Below are 18,979 nucleotides of genomic sequence, written 5' to 3'. Positions count from 1 at the left end.
AGCGGTGGCGTCCTCCTATCAACTACTCGATTTTGGTCGTGGTCGAAAGCTAGAATCTTTAGCCGGTTATGTGATCGACCGACCGTCGCCCGCGGCCGCCGGACATCCCAAGTACGCAGCGACTTGGGACGGCGTCGATGCGCGGTACCACGAAAGCGAACGCCGTTGGACGTTCAACCGCCCCTGGCCCGAGGACTTGCAGATCGATTGCGGTCGATTCTCCATGCCGGTCCAACCAACGCCATACGGTCATCTGGGGCTCTTCCCCGAACAATACGACAACTGGCAGTGGATAGCGGAAACGTCCCAGAAACTTGGCTGTGATTCCGCCCTGAACCTGTTTGCGTACACGGGAGCGAGTTCGCTTGCAGCCGCGGCTGGAGGAGCCAAGGTAACGCATGTCGACGCCGCAAAACCGAATGTGAATGCCGCAAAAGTGGCGGCGGGTTTGGCCGGTTTTGGCGACTCCGTTCGCTTCATGACCGACGACGCACGGAAGTTCGTCGCAAGGGAACTACGGAGAGAACGAAATTATCAATTGATCATCCTGGATCCCCCCGCCTACGGACACGGCCCCAAAGGGAGTGCCTGGCGTCTGGAGCGTGACCTGTGGCCATTGCTGTCCGACTGCATTCAATTGCTTAGCGGGCCTCGGACGGCGATGTTGATCACAGGCCATAGCGAACAGATTGAAGGCAGGGACATTGTTCGCTGGCTGCGAGACAGGTTCGGCGAAGGGCTGTCGGTATCCACACGTCGCGCCGAACTGATCGATCCGCACCACCGCCAATTGGATTGCGGTTTCTGGGTAAGAGCCGAATTCGGCCGCTCCGACAGGTAATCACAGTCTTTCCAGGCAACGGTCGCCCAATGCCATCGACTTGGCACCTGCGGGCGGCATTGCACAATCGCCCCTCAAAGGAGCCCATCGCCGCTGCTTAGAAAGGGTTGCCGAGGTCCTCGTTCGATACGGCGAACCGGCCCTACCTTTGTGGTCAGCGGCGGTTTTCGGAGGGTTTGGAATGCCGCCATTCTTTCCTCCAATCCCTCGATTTCTAGTTCGTTGAACGCAGCGGGCGCGAACTTGAAACGGCTCGGTAGGGTCCAACGGTTGTGTCGGGTGGTCTGGTCCTACCTTGCACTATTGCGCGATGCCCGACCTTCACTACAGGTAGACGGTCTATTTCCTACCGAACCGATTTGTGAAGCTTAGCGAACCCTCCCTACCAAAGCGATTCGTGCTAACATAAAGACTCGGTTTCGCCCGGCGCATAGGAAAGGGATTCGGTTCCTGATCCACTCCAGATCCGTCTTCCGACCTGTAGGTATTCGTGACGATTTCTCCTTCGCAGTCCGCTTCTCACTCTGCCGAATCCGTCGCGGTGATCGCGAAGAAATTGTGTAGACATATTTCGACCTATCGGAAATGCATCATTGCGTTTTCCGGTGGAGTCGACAGCGCGGTCGTTGCCGCGGCCGCGGCACGTGTCTTGCCTGAATCGGCGATCGCGGTCACCGCGGTCAGCCCAAGCCTGTCCGCAAAGCAGTTGCGAATCGCTCGCGACGTTGCACGACAAATCGGGATCCAGCACCTGACGGTCGCTACCAGTGAAACCGACCGTCCGGAATACATCCGCAATGACAAACAACGGTGCTACTTTTGTAAAGAAACGTTGTATCGGCGACTTCGTGATATCGCGAAAGAAAATCAAACAGAAATCATCATTTCGGGAACGAACTCCGATGACCTTGGGGACCACCGTCCCGGTATCGAAGCGGGGCGTGAAGTCGCCGTACGGACACCGTTAGCCGATCTGGGGATCAACAAACGAGGCGTCCGGCAGCTGGCGATTTACTGGGGACTATCGGTTTGGGATGCTCCAGCGTCCCCCTGCCTTTCCAGCCGAATTGCCTACGGAGTGGAAGTGACCCCCGAGCGTCTAAAAATGGTGGAACAAGCCGAAACGTTTCTCGCGGCGAAAGGGTTTTCTCCACTGCGAGTCCGAATCCACGCGGACAATTTGGCACGGATCGAAATTGCCCATCGCCAGTTGCCACAACTGCTAGAATCGGAAGGATGGCAGAAGACGGTTCAAGCCCTGAAACAAATCGGCTTTTCATTCGTAACAGTCGATATGGAAGGCTTCCGGAGCGGAAATCTAAATCAGGTTGTCGCAATCACGCCTCCCGCTGCGAAGCCCCCATCGTCCCTGGACTCTCACCAATCGGCGGCCGAATGACCGATTCTCAAGATCACCCTAAAGGGTCCTCCCCCAATCAGCCGGAAAAGGGAGTCACCCCGGAACATGCGCCATTGAGGGCAGAGCCTCCGAAAAGTCCGCAGGACGAAAACGGAAGTGTGGAACTTACCGGGCAACTACTCGGTGATTATCAAATCCTCCGCCGGCTTGGCCGTGGTGGGATGGCCGACGTCTACGTCGCCCAACAGATTTCGCTGGGTAGGCAAGTTGCGATCAAGGTACTGCGCCGCGATCTTTCGAGAGACGCCAAATACGTCGAACGCTTCCGCCGCGAAGCTCGTGCGGTGGCAAGGTTGTCTCACGCGAATATCGTGCAGGTATTTGAAGTCGGGGAACAGAATTCCCATCACTACATCGTGCAAGAGTTTGTCGACGGGCGCAACCTTCGCGAACAGCTGGAACGGGAAGGGGCGTTTTCGGTTGTCGATGGGATCAAGATTTTGATCGGCGTCACCGAGGCCCTGTCGGCAGCCGCCGATGCCAACATCACTCACCGCGACATCAAGCCAGAAAACGTGATGGTCAGCAATCGCGGCGAAATCAAAGTCGCCGATTTCGGGCTGGCACGGATGCAAGGGGGCGATGGGGTGACCGAACTAACCCAAGTCGGGTTGACGATGGGGACCCCTCGTTACATGAGCCCCGAACAGGTTCAAGGGAAAGCGGTTGATATCCGCAGTGACATGTACTCCCTAGGAGTCACAATGTTTCACCTGCTGACCGGTCGGCCTCCATTTGAAGCGGATGATGCACTTGCGATGGCAGTAAAACACTTGCACGAAGCCCCGCCAAGTCTGATTGCCGGTCGAGCCAGTGACGATTTGCCAAATTGGCTTGTAACCATCGTTGAAAAGCTTCTTTGCAAAGATCCAGAAGGTCGCTTCCAAACGCCTCAACAGCTTTCCGAAGCGATCCGAATGGGGGTTACCAATCAAGCGTCATCGCTTTCCCAATCAACGATCCAGCTCTCCGCTTCTATGGCGCTTCAGTATGCGGTCGACAGTCACGCCAACTACCAGCGGACCACGGTTTGGCGGAATCTGATACTGTGGCTATTGCCACTGATCGGACTGCTAAGTGGAGCCGCATTTGCTGCCAGTTGGTCTCCGCCATCCATCCGCCAACTGCTGGCAGCCGATTCTTTTCAGGTGACCGTAAAGGATTCTGCAACCGCCCAGTTTTTGGAAGCGGCCAGTGTTGATCAACCATCCGCATGGAAAGCGGTTTGGGAATTACATCCGCCCAGCGAAAGTGAATCGAACCGCGAATACGCGCTCAAAGCCAAACTTCAACTTGCTAGGCTTTATCAGCAAAGAGGCGAATGGAAGGCATCGGAAAAACTGATGCGGGACATCCTCAAGGATGGTCAGCTACAGCCTGTATTCCAAACCTTGGCATTGTCTTACCTAGTGCTGGCACTTGATGCACAACAGGAATCGGCCGACGCAAGTGAACAGCGTGAATCGCTCCATCAGTACTACAAAGACCTAAATCCGCTGGACAAAGACCTGGTCCATCGGAAAGGTCCTTCCGCGATAGTGACTCGGCTCCGTGCGACCTCTCAATAATACTGAAGCACTCTAACACTGAAGCACTTATTCGCGATACTCCACCGGTGTGTCGCCAGGGTCCCCTTCAAAAGGAAGTCCGTTTTCTTCCTTTAGCCAGCGGCCCAAATCGATCATCTGGCATCGTTCGCTGCAGAACGGTGGCGTTTTCGTTTCATCGAGCAAAAACTTACGTTGACAGGTGGGGCATACCATTCGTGTGGCAGGTAGTTTGGACCATTCCATCGCTGATCGTTTCCTCCAATACATTGAATTAATTCGCAGATGCCTCGCTTAGACGAACGCCTAAAAACGGTTGCCAAGCAAATTCGCTGCCGTGTTCATGCGGACATCGGTTCGGATCACGCATATCTGTTAAAAGCATTATTGACGGCCGGGCGAATCGAACAAGGGATCGCAATTGAAAACAAAGTCCAGCCCTGGCGAAATTCGCAAGCGACGCTCGCTGGGCTGAACGCGGACGTCCGGTTTGCAGAAGGAGTCCTCGGTTTGCGGCCGGGCGAAGCGGACAGTTTAAGCATTTGCGGAATGGGAGCTGCCACGATCGTCCGCATCCTGCAAACCGCTCCCGCTCGGCTCCCGGACCGCCTGATCATCCAACCCAATCGGTGTCCCGAGGACGTGCGTCAATGGGCTCTGGAGAGCAATTTCCACTTGATTGATGAACAACTGGCGATTGGACACTGGCCCTACAACATCCTGGTCCTACAACGTTCGAGCGAAACCAGCGACCCGGCCTACCCCAATCAGAACCCCGAAATTCAAGTCCTCTTCGGCCCTCACTTGCTCAAGCGACGCGATCCTCGATGGTTGGCCCTGCTGAACGAAGAATTCAATTATCTTTCCAAAATGCCGCGATTGACCAAGCAGGCCACAGACCGTCGCGATGCCATCCAGAAGGTCCTAAAAATGTAGCCTTCCGGCCCGCGAAAGCAGCTTTGCGGGAGCGTTCACTCACAGCGGACGTAGCGACCTCTCTGCCGTAGCTACCGTCGTCAGACGATAGTCCCTGCAGCTTTCACAGGGGGACGTCAAATCTATCAGTGACGCGTTGGTGGTCTCGGAAGCTGTTGGCATTGCATTTAAAGCAGCTGTCTCTCCGAGCTCGCAGGCTTTCGAAATCCCAACCCGCCGCGTCAGCGAGGGACCGGGAACGCAATCCCTCGCTGACGCAGCGTGTTGGGATTTTTTGATGCCTCTTCGCGCAGCAGCAGCAGCAGCAGCAGCAGCAGCAGCAATCCCACTGGGGAACCGCCAAGGATTGTTTTTTACGTCCTGAGCGATTGACGACAATCACCAAATGCAAAGCGTCGCATCGTCCCCAATGGGCCCCCCTTGCAGCCTTTAGGTAGGCGGTTCCAAGAAATCCTCTAACCCAAAATCGTCCAGAGGGGTTTCCAGACTGGGATGCGGTGATTCGCTGCCATTATCGTGCATCGACGCGGTCTCACTTCCCCCTTCAACATCGGGCCCCTGTTGTTTCGTTAGGGGGCGATCCGTTGGCCGAACATGGATACGCCCTCCGTCCACGCTGTAGATTTCGACGACCGCCCCCCGATCGACCGCAAAGCCGGGACTGACGGCATCCAATCGACGCCCATTTACAATGATGCTGCCGTTCGGGAGCAAATCGGTTTTGGCGATCCCCACCTGATGGAGCAATGGATTCGATTCGGAAGATCGGTCCTGAACGATAGGCGAATTCAGCATCCGTTTGCCAACGGGAGTACGAGGCCAAACGCGAATCAACACACTAAAGAGTGACGGCACCAACAAACCGCCAATAGCCAGCGTGCCGACGCCCAAGTTTACGCTGTGTGTAAAAGCGATAATGATCGCCGCAACCAAAGCCGCAGCAGCAAAAATCCCTAGAACGCCTCCACTGGGAATAAAAAATTCCAGCGTAAAGAGCACGATAAATAGAAACACCAACAGAACTACGTAAAACATTTTCAGCGTCGCAGTGATTAGGTGAAACCGGCAAACTACCAATGGTATTGGCCCAGCAAAAATTTGCCACGCCTACGCCCTAAACTAATCGATTCAGGTGACGTGAATGTCCCCGTCGGCAGATAATAATCCCAGAGCCGGCGATGATCGGAATTCACGGTTCTTTTGAGGTTTTGCAGTTACGCAACTTTAAAGATTCAAGAAGCGGCGAAGATCTACGGTGCCCCGTTTGCACGGCCGCCTGCGTTCGGCCTGAGACATGATTCGCCGGCAACGCTGAAGCATCGAAGCTAGCGGAGGACAATAGCGTTGGGCGTCTAGGTATCGGTAGCTGCCCATTGTTTCTACGACCGAGATCCCCCCACCGCGGCGAAAATTCGATAGAAGAGCATCCGATAACGCCAAAATAAAGTCAACGTCCTCAGACGTCCAGCGAGTCTCCTTCGCCGAACAAGGCCTCCCCAGCCAGCCAACACTGTCGCGAGATTCCTGGGAACGTGAAATCCATCCGTGACGTATCGCCGGTCGGTCCACGATCTGGCGAGCGTAGCTACGTGACTGCCGTAGCCACCGTCGCCAGACGGTGGTGCCTGCTGCCTGATTGTCACGACGGCACCCGTCGCGCCGCGGACTTTCACGCCCCATTCGGAAACCGTCACCGATTAAGTGCAGGTCCTCCGAATCGACAGCATCGGCCTACACAGCAAAAGCGTGCCCTGAATGTTCCTAGTGACCCTTCGGAGTCCACCAAGCATCTAGACGCTTCTGGAGATCCGCCATGACTTCGGGATGCGATGCCGAGACATCTTTATCCTCATTGGGATCGCTGGCGAGGTTGTATAGCTGAGGCTTTTCATTCATCTGTGCCGCGGGGTCGATTAACTTCCAGTTGTTGTGAATCACCCATCGGTATCGAAGACTCGGATCGGGGTCGGTCATATCGACGATATCGTGCTCAAAGATATCACCGTAAACCGTCTTGCGATTCTCGACCGCTTTGGGATCCAGCAAATCGATACCCGACAATTCTGGGGCAGCAGGCAACCCGACAGCATTCAGTACGGTTGGCACCAAATCGATCGACGAAGCAAGCGAACTGTCGTCCATCATCGGTTTGACGTGCCCTGGCCAGCGAATCATGATCGGCGTCCGAACGCCCCGTTCATTGGGACTTCGTTTGCTACGGGGTGCATAGCGACTGGAATCCAGCTGATTGATCCAACCGTTATCGGTGACATACAAAACGATGGTGTTTTCATCCAAATGACGTTCACTAAGCGCATCCAACACCTCTCCGCAAGATTCGTCAAACCATTCGCACATTGCCCAGTACTTCGCCAATGGAACCGAATCGGTCTTTTGCTTGTACTTATTTAGTAAGCGAGCAGGTGGGTTATGGGGCGTGTGAGGCAGGAACGGCGCATACCACAGGAAGAACGGTTTCTTGTTTTCGACCGCTTCGTCCAAAAACGTATCAATCGCATCGATACCTTTGCGGCTGATATCCAGACCCAAATCGCCATGACGTCCACCTTTGGTGCGATCGCCGTGGGTCATCCCATGTGTGAAACCGCCACGGCTGAAATTACCTTCCCACCATTTACCGGTTTGGAGGCTCTCGTATCCCAATGGTGCCAAGCGATCGGGCAAGGTATTCATCCGATCGATGTGCTGAAGATAAGCGTTTCGAATCGGCAAATATTTGGGGTCGGCAAATTTGTTTTTAGGTGAATCGGGGCCAGCCGCATAAGGCGGATCATTACCGACAATCCCGTGCTGATGCGGGTAAAGGCCACTGATGATCGTCGCCAAGGATGGCCGGCAGAGACTATTGGGGACGTACCCTCTACGGAAAGTAAGGCTTTCCTTTGCCAGTTGATCCAGCCGAGGTGTTTCGATGTTGGGGTGGCCCATAAACGAATAATCGTCATAAGCCTGATCATCGCTGATCAACATCACCACGTTGGGCGGAGAGTCGGCCTGGGCGGCCGAAGTCATCATGCTTCCTACGGACAGGGAGAGGAACGCCCCCATCAAAACGATTTTGTTCATTGCACTCATGCTGATTTTTTCGCCGTCTATTCTCTTGTTCAGAAACAAAACTTCGGGTTTTCAAGTTCCCATATTACACAATACGGGAGCTGAAAACGGGCCTAAAATGCGTTTTGAATCTGAAACTAGATTTTTTACAGCGTTCCACTGTCGGTCATGACAACCGTCCGTCCAGCAGTGTTTTCTGCTGGCCCATCGCGGCGGCTAAATCCTTGCTATGAGTGACCGTAACCAGAATCGCGTTTTCTTCCGCTTGCAGTTTCAGCAACAGATCGGTTATCGCTTGAGCGGTATGGCTGTCCAAGTTGCCGGTAGGTTCATCGGCAAGGATCAGGGTGGGACGGTTCAGCAGCGCCCGAGCCACCGCCACACGTTCTTTTTCTCCACCCGAAAGTTCGCCGGGCAGGTGAGTCGATCGCGAAGCCAATCCAACCCTTTCCAGCAAATCCGTTGCATGCTGAATGGTCTCTTCTGACGGACGGCCAATGGCCAGCGCCGGGATCAATACATTTTCCAAAACGGTCAACTGTGGCAGCAGATGGTGGTCCTGGAAAATGAATCCGATTTGGCGATTACGAAAATGAGCCAGCTCGGTTTCGGACAATTGAAAAGGATCGGTTTGGTTGATCTGCACCGTCCCCGACGTCGGTGCATCCAACGTCCCCAGAATCTGCAGCAGCGTACTTTTGCCTGCACCGCTTGGCCCCACGATCGCCAAACGTTCGCCCGCGTCCAATTCCAGCGAAACATCCCGCAGGACTTCCAGCGGTTCCGCAGGGGTGGGATAGGATTTGAAGATATTTTTCGCGGAAAGCATCGGCGGGTGGCTCAGTGAGTCATGGCGTAAGTAACGATATTAATTCCCATCGGGTAGGCCTTTTTTACCGAATACTCTTCGAAGTACCAAGCGTCCTCCCCTTCCCTTTCCCAGCCATCGCCGAGATCCGTGTTGTGGCAGATGAAGACCATGATCCGCCCCTCGTCATCGGTGATCGACCGATAAATAGCTCGACTGGTATCGGAACCAGGGCGAAATTCACCATGAAAATTGCCAGGGCGGGCCGCGTTCAGCGAAGGGACTTGAGGACGTTCCTTCAGGTCATACACACAATGAAATATGTCATGTTCCAGCGGGACTTCTTCGGGTACACGATCCGGGAACACACGGCTCAAATTTTCAGCGAGGACGGCATATTCTTGGTCCCCCCAAAAATCATCGACCATCAAGAAACCGCCATTTAGCAGGTACCTTCGGAGCGCAGCGACCTCGGGCGGCGAAAGAAACATTGCGCCCGGTTCTATCAGATATAGGAACGGGTAATCGAACAGTTTTGGATCGGTCAAATCCAAGACCTTTGGATTTGGATTCACTTTAAGCGACGTCAACTGCTGCAAACGGAGTGAAAAATTGAGATCACTGTCGGGGTAGTCAACGTCCCAGCCCCCCCTTCGACCGAAAGAATTGTACCGGACGCGTGCAAACGTGAACGTGTCCATTTCCATCTGACGATCAACGTCCCAATCAGGAACGCCATTGCGACCAACGTTTCGGTAATCGGAGCGAAATCGGCCGCGTTGGGCAACGGCAACCACGGTCGCGGCGGTAAGCCCGATCCCTAAACAGGCGACCACAAGCAATCGCTTGGAAATAAGAGGAAGAGATAGATTCATGGCGATTCCTTTTCCACTTCCGAGGGAATAGTATCCAGCAACCGATAGGCGTCGCGATAGCGAGGCGCATACTCTAAAGCGATCAGTAGTTTTCGTTTGGCCGCAGCCGGTTGGTCGATTTGCAGCAAAGCCTCTCCCCAGCGGAAAAAGAGTCCCGCCGGATCGACCGGATCCAGATTCGAAAGCGCTTGCAGGCCGCGAACCACATCGGCGGGCTGCTCGTTCGCTTGTCCAGAATCAGCCAACCACTGATGCCCATCGGGTAACAAAGGCTGGACCGCAAGGATCGCTTCCGCAGCATTCCGCACCGCCTGCCAGTCCTCTTCCTCCGCAGCCAATTCTGCTAAACGACGCAGCGAAACAAGGTCCGCCGGACGGTGATCAACCAAATGCTGACGATACGAACGCTCCTTCGGTCCATCCCCGACTTGTTGGGCCAGTTCCGCTCGCAGCGCTGTTGCACAACCGTCGGAAACATCTTCTGGAAGCAGTTCATCCAATCGATCCAGGTACGGAGCAGCGGCGACAGCGTCTTGTTCCGACACCGCTTGTTTGGCAAGAAAGCGAAGCGCCCAGTAGTTGTCCGGAGATTCCTTTAGCAACGCCTTTGCCAGCTCCGAATCGAGCGGTTGTTGTTCGGGTCGCTCCCAATCCACTTCGGGACCGTATGCGTTTGCGATCTCCGCTGCGTAAGCGGCGAATTCCGCGTTCAATGCATCAAGCGACCCCGAGTGACGTTGCAGGGCTTCGTTGATCGGCATCCCCGCGCCCAGGTCGGTCAGAACTTTCAGCAATGCGGGCAGCCCATAGCGTTCGACAAAGAAATCGACCACCAGCGATGACTGGTAATAGGCAAACTGAACGTGCAGTGCGCTTTTGGGCGTCAAAAACGCGTTGCTCAGTTCACTAACAGGCGTCAATTCTTCACCCAGGATCCACTCTCGATAGACCGGGTTCATCTGTTCGCCCCAGCGAGGGTTCTGCTGCCGTTCCTCGTAAACGGAGATACCTTCACTAAGCCATCGCGGCATTCGGTTGCGAGTTTTTTCCAGCGTTGCGACGTGACAGAATTCATGCCATAGCACCGATTGCCAATTCGCCGGGGCCGCCCCCTGCGATGCAGGACTATTGGCCGTGATCAAACGCCCGAAACAGACTCCCAGGTACCCTTCGCCACCAGGCAGACCGAATGTCCGAATCGCGAAGTCCTTTTGACTTGGAAAGATTTCGACGATGACACGCTTCTCCGGCTGCACTTCGTATTTCGCACAAAGGGTGCTTTTCGCAGCTTGCAACAACTGCATCGCTTGATCGCCGTAGATGGCGGCTTCGCGTTTATCCATTCGCAGCAAAATGCCATCCTCTTCCAGCACTTCGTAGTCAGCCAGCGCGTCATGCAGCTTGATCAAGTTGAAGGCAACGACGTTATAGGGGTCTTGTTCCTGAGTCTGTTCGACCAGCGCCCAGCCCGCTTCGTCATCGCCCAAATGAAGAAGGTCCTGAGCCAATTGAAACGCGATCCGCGAAGAGCTTGGCTGCAGCACAAGCGCCTGCCGCTGATACTCAGCCCCTTCGGCGAACCGGTACTTCTGAGACAATTCACGGCCGATCAAATGATCGACTTCGGGATTCTGTTCCCAGATTTCCAACGCCGCCGCACGTTCTTCTTTTTCCAGATTTTCATTCCCTTGTAGATGGGCGATCACCGCTCGGAACGCAAACGCTTGGGGGAAGCGAGGGTTGATTGTCAGAATTTCGGCCAATCGCTTTTCCGCCTTAGGATATTGCTCACCATCGATGGCTCTTTCGGCAAGCAACAACAAGCTGGGGATATGTTTGGGGTTTTTGTCCAGCGCGATTTGCAGGGCTGCTTCTACCTGCTGGGAATCGGTCGGTTCCCAGGCCTTCGCCTTTAAGAAGTAAAGCTGAGGATCATCGGGACTTAGTTTGATCGCCGTTTCGATATTTTCGGCCGCCAGTTTGAAATCATTTTTCAACAACGCCAACTCGGTTGCCGCAACGTACGCGTCGGCAAATTTCGGATCGCTTTCAATCACGCGGTCATAGAAGAGTTCTAAGATTTTCCGTGCATCTTCCCCCTGATCTGCGAGGTACCGTCCGATCGCCAACAGACTGTCTTTGTTCATGAAACGTCCCAGGGACTGGCGGATTTTTCCTTCGATCCGCGCCCGTTCCTGTTCCGCCTGCTCTTGCAGGTTATTCATCCGGTAAACTTCGATCCCCATGATTTGCAGGGGTAAGGCATTGAAGGTGAACCGTTTGTTGGCCGCTTCGAACGTCTCCAACGCTTCGGCGTATTGGCCCGTTGTCAGCTGGCAACGGATCAGCAGCATCGGCCAGCGGACGTTCCAAATCCCTGCCTCCACCGCATCGGCGGCAATTTCGTTGCAAGCTTCGTACTCACCGGCATCAAAGTGAGACTGTGCCGCGCCAAAATCGGCGGCCGTGACAACGGCGGCACCAATCCCCCCCAAAGAAAGGGCTAGCCAGACCACTAGAATGGAACAAGTTCGCCTATGCATTCGCTCTCCAATTCACTTAGCACGCCTCCCGGATGAACCGTCCCGCGACCTAGCATCCAGTGTACCGTAGATACAGACTGTCAGGGTGAACGCCGTCAACCAGACTTGAACAATTGAAGCGCCCCGTCCAAGATTGGCGTTTCACAGACTCGGCAGACAATACGAATCTTGACGAACTGCAAGCTCATGACCGCCCCAAACGTCTTTCCTCCGCTAATTGACAAGTGCTGGGTCATTACAGGTGCAACCGCAAGTGGCAAATCCGAACTTGCGATGTTGTTGGCAGAATCGTTAAACGGAGAAATCCTGTCGCTCGATTCGATGGCGGTCTATCGCGGTATGGACATTGGAACGGCGAAACCGACTGCCGCCCAGCAAGCCGCCGTTCCCCACCACTTGGTCGACATTGTCGATCCGACCGAGCCTTTCAGCGTGGCGTGTTATCTGCGAGCCGCCCACAAAGCGGTCGCGGACATCCTAGAACGCGGACGGACTCCGATCTTTGTGGGGGGGACACCGATGTATCTAAAGGGGATCTTGCGAGGCTTTGATCCGGGGCCGCCAGCGAACTGGGAATTTCGACAACAGATCGAAGCCGATGTAAAAACCTACGGCCTGGAGGCGCTTCGCAACCGCCTGATCCAAGTGGATCCCCTCTCCGCACATCGCCTGCATCCCAACGATGTCCGCCGCATGACGCGCGCCCTAGAAGTCGCATTCCTGACCGGCGAACCGCTCAGCCACCGCCAACTGCAACATGAGCAGCGCTGTTTGCCGACCGAGTGCCGCGTGTTCGCCTGCCAGCGTCAGCGAGAACAGCTCCATCTGCGAATCGACCAACGCGTCGTCGCGATGTTTGAAGCGGGCTTGGTTGAGGAAACCGTACGTCTGCTTCAATCGCCGAAACCGCTCAGCCATACCGCCACGCAGGCCGTTGGGTACGCCGAAGTGATCGATCATCTGAACGATGGCGTCGATCTGGATGAGACGATCGAACGGGTTCAAGCCCACACGCGGCAGCTTGCCAGAAGGCAGGAAACCTTCCTCCGCAGTTTAGGGGAAACGACGACCGTCGCGATCGAGAACCAAGCCTCTGTCGAAGCGATTCGCGATGAAATCCTCTCAAGCCTGCAACGGTCGTAGCGAACGTCCGCGACCGAACATCCGCTTTACCTTACCGGTCGCTCCCGTCGCCGCCCGCCCTCCCCTTTGCCCACATCCTTAGCCCTTCGATCCGCTGCTTCCCGCGGTGATAGTAGGCTTCGTTGATCCCGCCAAGGTAGGCGTTGACCGCAGCCGTACGATCTTCGGAAGAAGCCTTTGAGGAGGTCAGCCCAAGCGGACCGATACTGCTCAGCTGTGTGAACAGTTCCGCCGCGATTCGTGTGTGGCCGCCATGAATTTGAGGGTGCACGTGATCGACAAACAATGCGGGCTGACAAACATCGTTGGATGCCTCGCTGGCAAACAGCTGCGGCACATCAAGCAGGCGAATAACCTGATCCTTCGGGGCTTCGCGGACCACATTCCGAACGATCTGTTCCATCGTAGAAGTTGCCCGCAGCGGGCAAACGTCAAAGTCTCTAGCTTTTAGCAGATAGGCAGCCGCGTTTTCGTAATCTTCTTGCTCCCAAGCTGCTCGCCCCAGCAAGTAATTCGCCGCAGCGTTTTCGGGATCGGTCACCAAGATCTGTTCGGCCATCCTTAGGCGAACTTCCGGCGATTGATCCGGATCATGCATCCGTTGCCAAAGCGATTGCATCGCAGGCGTCGTGTCGGCAGGAAGCGTTGACTTGAACGGAGGGGTCTCCACGATGTCGGAAGCGGGTACACACAAGAGAAGGGGGACGTTTGCCCTGTGGCAGCGGTCGGCAATCCGCCGCAGCGTCAATTCGAAATGTCGGACAACCGATCGATGATGGTCTAGATTTCGCTGATAATCCTGCAATCCGCCAGCGTGATCCAAGCGTGCGTCGACTTCCTCAGGAATTAGCGCAGCGGTCCCCGCCCTTTCCTGATCGTCTGAGGGGCGAACGATCCAGGCCAGGCGTCGCACCAATTCCGACCTTGCAGCGAACGCGTATCCACGGGCGAGGGGACGAGGGATCGCATGAAAACCCGCATACGTGCGATCCTCTAAGAATTCATTGTGCCCTGTGTAGACGACCAGTCCATCGGGCGCGTAACGCAGCACCTCTGCGGCAATGACGTCCAAGCGGTAGCTCGCATAGGAGACTCCGCCACAATTCACTACTTCCCAGTCGATATCGGGAAAGGCAGTCGACAGTTCAATTTCGAGCAGTTTCGGAAATGCTGTTTCGGTCGCGTAGGGACGTCCCTGCACGGTCGATCCCCCAAGTACAAAAATCCGTCGACCGTTTTCGGGCTTGGTTTGCTGAAAACTGGCGGGCTGGAAAAAGTTGCTCCGCTGCGGACCGATTTGCATCTCCGTCCGATCAGGCGACGGTTCGAAAAGGGGCCGAAGCTGATGCAAATCGACAAGGGGGTCATCATCCACCCCACCAAAGGATTGCCGAGTAGGAAGTGGCATCCAGATTCGCAGGACCAACTCCACCGCCACAAAAGGGGCTAGCGCCACACAGACAGCCAAAAAACGGAAGAGAATCCGCTTTTTGAACGAATGAGGCGTCGCGGCCGATTCCCTTCGCATGGTTAAAACTTAGCATTTAGGCGTGAAAAACGCGTCCCGTGAGCGTTTCGGTCGAGGGACAATTCTAGCGGCCAAAGCGGAGATCGTTGAAGAAATCTTGCATCCTTCACAACAAATCGCCTGCCCCCAATCATCCGATTGTCGCGATTCTACCTATTCTACGATTGACTCCTGTTTTAACTGGTTTACATTATCTGCAAGGTTTAACCTCTCCACATTTTGTGGAGCCATCATGAAACCACAGCTTTTGCACCGGACCACGCACTGATTAAGTGCTCGATCCGGTTAAACGACTAAGGTCACAAGAATGAAATCCAGAATCACCTTCCTGCTTGCGACGGCAGCCATGGTTGCCGCTCCAACGGTTGCAGAGGCTACCGGGTCTCTCACCAATGCCATTGGCATCAACACGTTGGCAAAAGCAAAGTTAGGACTTCTAGACCAGTCGTCTTATTCCAAATCGCACGGTTCAACCAGCACCGGTTCGTCGACGACGTTGCCGACAAAGGTTTTGCCAACGAAAACGGAAACCATTTATCAGCACATCACCCAACCGGTGATTCAGCCGATCAAGCAGATCATCCAGCCTGTCATTTCGACGGTCGTGCAGCCGGTCTACTCGACCTATGTCGCCGCCCCGATTTACAAGCAGCCAACCTATCTTCAGCCTAAATACGTCGGCACCACCTACGCTCCTTCGTATAGCCAAGGCGGAAGTTTTGGTCAGTCGAACGGCTGGAGCGGCGGCAAAGGATCGAGCGTCGGACAGGGTTCCGGCCACGGTCAGAGCGGCTGGGGCAAAAGCGATCACTACAGCAAACTTGCTGCCGTTTCAGGAATCGGTGGTCACTACCGCAGTGGCGGTTTTGGGCACGCCCATCAAGGCGGACGTTTCGGTGGTTACACCGGAAGTAGCTTCAATAGCCACAGCTACGGAAGCTCATTCTTCGGAAGCTCCTTCGCTGGTGCTTACGGAAACGCTGGATACGGAGCCGGACGTTTCGGCGGCGGCTCATCCAACTCGGGCGGCTTCGGCGGCTCGTACACCGGTGGCGGATCTTACGGAGGCGGTAACTTCGGTGGTGCTTCGAACGGGTTTGCCAACCTTTTCAGCAGCTTCACTCGATACTCCAACCCAGTCGCAGCAATCCTTGGTGGTCGCTTAGGGAGTGAGTCGTTCAACTACTCGCTCAGCTACACACGCGACGGCATTCAATACGACCTGGACCTGAGCGCAAGCGTCTCCGCATCGTTCGCCGGCCCATCGGCCAGTCCATCCTGCGTATCGCATAAATAATCCGCGACGCCAATTCGAACCAACGAAGGCCAAAACCTTTCCGGTGCAGACAGATCTGCCTGGAGAGTTTTGGCCTTCGCTCTTTTACAGCCAACGCAGTTAACAACATCCTGCATCGAGGCTGTTGATTTGGTGATAGTCGTCTTTCACTGCGTGAAAGAACGTTCCCCGAATGCTACTTTTGCGAAGCGAAAGGCAACACTAAAAAGTCGCTACGCTCGCCAGAGCGTGGACAGTCCGGCAATACGTCACCGCGTTCACTCTTCCGCTTGCGTTTCTAAGCGGACGATCGTGACGCCGCCAAATGCTTCGGTTGCCCCGTTCGTTCGGGCGATCGCTGGGCTGGCGATGTCGGGCAGGTTTGCTTGGTTGTAGGCCTGTTCCACAGAGGCTTCGTCCATGCGGTAGACCAGCCATCGCACTTTCACCCCTTGCTGCGGCGACGGAGCTAGAATCCGTTTTAAATCAGATCGCATGCTGAGGAACGCCAAACCAAGGGGCTCCTTCACGTCGATTGCATACGGACCTGAAGTCGGGAACAACAGGTATTCCTTTAAGCGATCGGCGGAGGCATCTTCGACTCCATCGGTCAACAGACTCGATTCAATCAGCTCGGCCCCCAGGTAGACAGGCTCGTTCGCTTGACGGTGATCTTGCAACCAGGCGATCGCACTTCGCCAATCTTCGCCTCGCAAGACAACGTTGGGGACATTTGGTTTGGTCGGCATCCACAGCCACCATGTCCCTTGGCTATGAACCAACCATCCCACCAAACAGACTGCGATGGCTCCATTCATTGAAGCAGTCAAGAACCGCATCCGCGTACAATTCATCTTCGCGAATACGATTCCCCATAGATCCGCGGTCCCCCACATCATCAGGGGTAACAACCCGATCAAATACCTCACATGCCACATTGGCAACCATTCCAAAAAGGCAACCACCCAGCAAAGCGTCGTCGCTGCCAGCACCGTCCCCAGGCACAACAGCGCTGCGTTTGATTTCGGTTGTTTTGTCCCTTCGGTTTTCGCCCTATTCCCGCAGAACACACGACAACCGACGACGACGACAATCAAAGCGAGAACCGCCGCAATGACAAGTTGCCACGGCCACATTCGATATAGTTCAATCCCTGATCGCGGGATCGCGAATTGAGCCCACTGATGACGAATCGACCATACGTTACGAACCGCAACCCCGTTTACAGCCAGTGCCAACAACACAAACCCAATACTTCCTGCGGCGGCGTAGATCGCCGTTCGTACTCTTTTTTGCGTCGTGATGCCCAAAACACCGCCGACTGCGGCCAACATGCCAACGGTCAACGCAGCGGTCGGATGGAGCAGGACCGCGGCAAATCCAGGCAGCCAAATCATCGCAACCTTGCGGAACCACGGCAGCGACCACGGCGTTTCCACCGCGTCACTACTTTCCGAACTTTCTAAAACGGTCAACCATCCACGTGCACTTAAGATCGACAACACGATCAAGAGCGCATAGACGCGAACCTCCGTGCCGAATTCGACCGCGCGGAATTCAACGGCCAGCAAGCCGCCTGCCAGCAAGCCAACAACGAATTGGCGCGAATGAACCGCGGCCGCCCAGGTGATCGCAAATACAGAAATCGCACTGGCCAACAAGGAAGGTGCCCGCAAAGCGACTTCGGAGCCTCCAAAGATTTGCTTCCAAGCCCACAGCCCCCAAAAGTACCAAGGGGTCTGATTCCCCGCGGAACTTCGCTCCGACACCAAAGCCAATTCATCCCACACAGCCCACGCCGAATGAAGTTCATCGACCCACAAACTTTCGTGGCAAAAAGACCAGCGCAGGGCAACCGTCAACACCGCCAACCCCAAAGAAAGCAGCGTCAGTCTCCTTCGCGAAAAATCCGGAGCTTCGTTCACTTGCATCCGGAAGCGTCACTTCCCGGCCCCGAAGCCATGATTTTTCGCAGTGCCTCGGCGGCTCGATCGATCTGGTCTGAATCAACGTCCATATGAGTCACCAGACGAATCGCTTGGGGCAACATTGCCATACACGCAACCTGTTCTTCACGAAGCAGGTCCACCAGCTGTTTCGCCGTTCCCCAAGCCGGATCGATAAAAGCGAAGATGATATTGGTCTGAACCCCGGCGGCGCCCAATGAAAGGCCGGGACATTCTTCCACTGCCGCTGCCAAACGCTGAGCATGCTGATGGTCAACGGCCAGTCGCGGGCGATGGTGCCGAAGCGCATGCAGTGCTCCGGCGGCAATAATACCGGCTTGACGCATTCCACCACCGAACAATTTACGCGTCCGACGGGCCTCGGCGATAAACGGCTTTGAACCGGCCAAAACCGACCCGACCGGGGCTCCCAACCCTTTGCTAAAACAGACACTCACCGAATCGAATGGGTCGGCCCACTGTTTCGCATCGACGCCGGTCGCTTCGATCGCATTCCAAAGCCGAGCCCCATCGAGGTGGCGCCGAAGTCCGTTTTTCTCCGCCCATTCACAAATTTCGATCACCGTCTGCAATGGCTGAATCGTGCCACCACCTCGGTTATGCGTATTTTCCAGAGTGATCATTTCCGTCCGCACCATATGATCGTTGTGCGGACGAATCTGGTCACTCAGCTGGCTGGGGAGAAGAATACCACTGTCTCCCTGAATGGTTTTGGCCACCAACCCCGACAACTGTGCAAACGCAGCTTGTTCGTACTGATAGATATGGCAATCGGCCTCGCACAGAAACTCGCTTCCTCGTGTACAGTGAACACGGACTGCGATTTGATTGGCCATTGAACCGCTGGGCATGAATAACGCGGCTTCTTTTCCCAGTAGCGACGCGGTTTCGCTTTGAAGCGCCGCGACGGTCGGATCGATATCGATCACATCATCGCCCACCACCGCATCCGCCATGGCTCGCCGCATCTCGGCGGTTGGTCTGGTAACGGTATCACTACGAAGATCGATCATAGAAACT

15 protein-coding genes are annotated in these 18,979 nt (G+C 55.2%); 6 read left to right on the top strand and 9 right to left on the bottom strand.

What is annotated here, in order from left to right; translation table 11 throughout:
• The first annotated feature begins 4 nt into the window (after positions 1–4).
• From FF011L_RS11915 to FF011L_RS11905, 3 genes are all read left to right on the top strand, one after another.
• Positions 5–841: a class I SAM-dependent methyltransferase gene (locus FF011L_RS11915; RefSeq protein WP_145351878.1), complete on the top strand. Its 837-nt coding sequence runs from the start codon at positions 5–7 to the stop codon at positions 839–841.
• Positions 842–1,331: 490 nt separating this feature from the next.
• Positions 1,332–2,240 (top strand): ATP-dependent sacrificial sulfur transferase LarE, encoded by a 909-nt coding sequence (larE, locus tag FF011L_RS11910; protein ID WP_246109881.1) that lies wholly within the window; start codon positions 1,332–1,334, stop codon positions 2,238–2,240.
• On the top strand, positions 2,237–3,829 hold the full coding sequence (locus FF011L_RS11905) for a serine/threonine-protein kinase (protein ID WP_218933158.1): 1,593 nt from the start codon (positions 2,237–2,239) through the stop codon (positions 3,827–3,829). Before larE ends, FF011L_RS11905 begins: the two co-directional genes overlap by 4 nt.
• A gap of 27 nt (positions 3,830–3,856) precedes the next feature.
• Here the strand turns inward: FF011L_RS11905 and yacG are convergent, their stop codons facing one another.
• On the bottom strand, positions 3,857–4,024 hold the full coding sequence (gene yacG, locus FF011L_RS11900; protein WP_391560934.1) for a DNA gyrase inhibitor YacG: 168 nt from the start codon (positions 4,022–4,024) through the stop codon (positions 3,857–3,859).
• Positions 4,025–4,093: 69 nt separating this feature from the next.
• On the opposite strand from yacG, the gene FF011L_RS11895 reads away from it, so the two are divergent.
• The gene (locus tag FF011L_RS11895; protein ID WP_145351875.1) at positions 4,094–4,744 is read left to right on the top strand and encodes a tRNA (adenine(22)-N(1))-methyltransferase; all 651 of its coding nucleotides are present in this window, start codon (positions 4,094–4,096) and stop codon (positions 4,742–4,744) included.
• Positions 4,745–5,173: 429 nt separating this feature from the next.
• Here FF011L_RS11895 and FF011L_RS11890 read toward each other — a convergent pair whose 3' ends face one another.
• From FF011L_RS11890 to FF011L_RS11870, 5 genes are all read right to left on the bottom strand, one after another.
• Complete coding sequence (locus tag FF011L_RS11890; RefSeq protein ID WP_145351874.1) at positions 5,174–5,779, bottom strand: NfeD family protein; 606 nt, start codon at positions 5,777–5,779, stop codon at positions 5,174–5,176.
• A gap of 726 nt (positions 5,780–6,505) precedes the next feature.
• On the bottom strand, positions 6,506–7,813 hold the full coding sequence (locus FF011L_RS11885) for a sulfatase family protein (protein ID WP_391560933.1): 1,308 nt from the start codon (positions 7,811–7,813) through the stop codon (positions 6,506–6,508).
• A 172-nt stretch (positions 7,814–7,985) separates the two neighbouring features.
• Positions 7,986–8,648, bottom strand: coding sequence for an ABC transporter ATP-binding protein (locus FF011L_RS11880; RefSeq protein ID WP_145351872.1), 663 nt, complete (start codon positions 8,646–8,648; stop codon positions 7,986–7,988).
• 11 nt (positions 8,649–8,659) lie between these two features.
• Complete coding sequence (locus tag FF011L_RS11875) at positions 8,660–9,502, bottom strand: DUF4159 domain-containing protein (RefSeq protein ID WP_145351871.1); 843 nt, start codon at positions 9,500–9,502, stop codon at positions 8,660–8,662.
• Positions 9,499–12,045, bottom strand: a complete 2,547-nt coding sequence (locus tag FF011L_RS11870) for a peptidase MA family metallohydrolase (RefSeq protein WP_246109880.1) — start codon at positions 12,043–12,045, stop codon at positions 9,499–9,501. Before FF011L_RS11870 ends, FF011L_RS11875 begins: the two co-directional genes overlap by 4 nt.
• A gap of 186 nt (positions 12,046–12,231) precedes the next feature.
• Between FF011L_RS11870 and miaA the strand changes: the two genes are divergently transcribed.
• Positions 12,232–13,188: a tRNA (adenosine(37)-N6)-dimethylallyltransferase MiaA gene (gene miaA / locus FF011L_RS11865; protein WP_145351870.1), complete on the top strand. Its 957-nt coding sequence runs from the start codon at positions 12,232–12,234 to the stop codon at positions 13,186–13,188.
• Between the two features lie 31 nt (positions 13,189–13,219).
• Here the strand turns inward: miaA and FF011L_RS11860 are convergent, their stop codons facing one another.
• Positions 13,220–14,716 (bottom strand): GSCFA domain-containing protein, encoded by a 1,497-nt coding sequence (locus FF011L_RS11860; RefSeq protein WP_145351869.1) that lies wholly within the window; start codon positions 14,714–14,716, stop codon positions 13,220–13,222.
• Between the two features lie 307 nt (positions 14,717–15,023).
• Here FF011L_RS11860 and FF011L_RS11855 point away from each other — a divergent pair, with 307 nt between their 5' ends.
• Positions 15,024–16,013, top strand: a complete 990-nt coding sequence (locus tag FF011L_RS11855; RefSeq protein WP_145351868.1) for a hypothetical protein — start codon at positions 15,024–15,026, stop codon at positions 16,011–16,013.
• 257 nt (positions 16,014–16,270) lie between these two features.
• On the opposite strand, the gene FF011L_RS11850 is transcribed toward FF011L_RS11855, so the two are convergent.
• Positions 16,271–17,917, bottom strand: a complete 1,647-nt coding sequence (locus tag FF011L_RS11850; protein WP_218933157.1) for a hypothetical protein — start codon at positions 17,915–17,917, stop codon at positions 16,271–16,273.
• The gene (locus FF011L_RS11845; protein WP_145351866.1) at positions 17,914–18,972 is read right to left on the bottom strand and encodes a threonine aldolase family protein; all 1,059 of its coding nucleotides are present in this window, start codon (positions 18,970–18,972) and stop codon (positions 17,914–17,916) included. The genes FF011L_RS11850 and FF011L_RS11845 overlap by 4 nt, the downstream gene beginning before the upstream one ends.
• Between the last annotated feature and the right edge of the window lie 7 nt (positions 18,973–18,979).

The organism is Roseimaritima multifibrata (assembly GCF_007741495.1).
In the GTDB taxonomy this organism is placed as follows: domain Bacteria; phylum Planctomycetota; class Planctomycetia; order Pirellulales; family Pirellulaceae; genus Roseimaritima; species Roseimaritima multifibrata.
This window is presented reverse-complemented; position numbering and strand designations above follow the sequence as displayed.

What these genes read in the sequence shown, in the direction of transcription:
- FF011L_RS11905 (WP_218933158.1), top strand. Translation starts at nt 2,237, where the DNA reads ATGACCGATTCTCAAGATCACCCTAAAGGGTCCTCCCCCAATCAGCCG.
- yacG (WP_391560934.1), bottom strand. Translation starts at nt 4,024, where the DNA reads ATGGTATGCCCCACCTGTCAACGTAAGTTTTTGCTCGATGAAACGAAA.
- FF011L_RS11895 (WP_145351875.1), top strand. Translation starts at nt 4,094, where the DNA reads ATGCCTCGCTTAGACGAACGCCTAAAAACGGTTGCCAAGCAAATTCGC.
- FF011L_RS11890 (WP_145351874.1), bottom strand. Translation starts at nt 5,779, where the DNA reads ATGTTTTACGTAGTTCTGTTGGTGTTTCTATTTATCGTGCTCTTTACG.
- FF011L_RS11885 (WP_391560933.1), bottom strand. Translation starts at nt 7,813, where the DNA reads ATGGGGGCGTTCCTCTCCCTGTCCGTAGGAAGCATGATGACTTCGGCC.
- FF011L_RS11880 (WP_145351872.1), bottom strand. Translation starts at nt 8,648, where the DNA reads ATGCTTTCCGCGAAAAATATCTTCAAATCCTATCCCACCCCTGCGGAA.
- FF011L_RS11875 (WP_145351871.1), bottom strand. Translation starts at nt 9,502, where the DNA reads ATGAATCTATCTCTTCCTCTTATTTCCAAGCGATTGCTTGTGGTCGCC.
- FF011L_RS11870 (WP_246109880.1), bottom strand. Translation starts at nt 12,045, where the DNA reads ATGCATAGGCGAACTTGTTCCATTCTAGTGGTCTGGCTAGCCCTTTCT.
- miaA (WP_145351870.1), top strand. Translation starts at nt 12,232, where the DNA reads ATGACCGCCCCAAACGTCTTTCCTCCGCTAATTGACAAGTGCTGGGTC.
- FF011L_RS11860 (WP_145351869.1), bottom strand. Translation starts at nt 14,716, where the DNA reads ATGCGAAGGGAATCGGCCGCGACGCCTCATTCGTTCAAAAAGCGGATT.
- FF011L_RS11855 (WP_145351868.1), top strand. Translation starts at nt 15,024, where the DNA reads ATGAAATCCAGAATCACCTTCCTGCTTGCGACGGCAGCCATGGTTGCC.
- FF011L_RS11845 (WP_145351866.1), bottom strand. Translation starts at nt 18,972, where the DNA reads ATGATCGATCTTCGTAGTGATACCGTTACCAGACCAACCGCCGAGATG.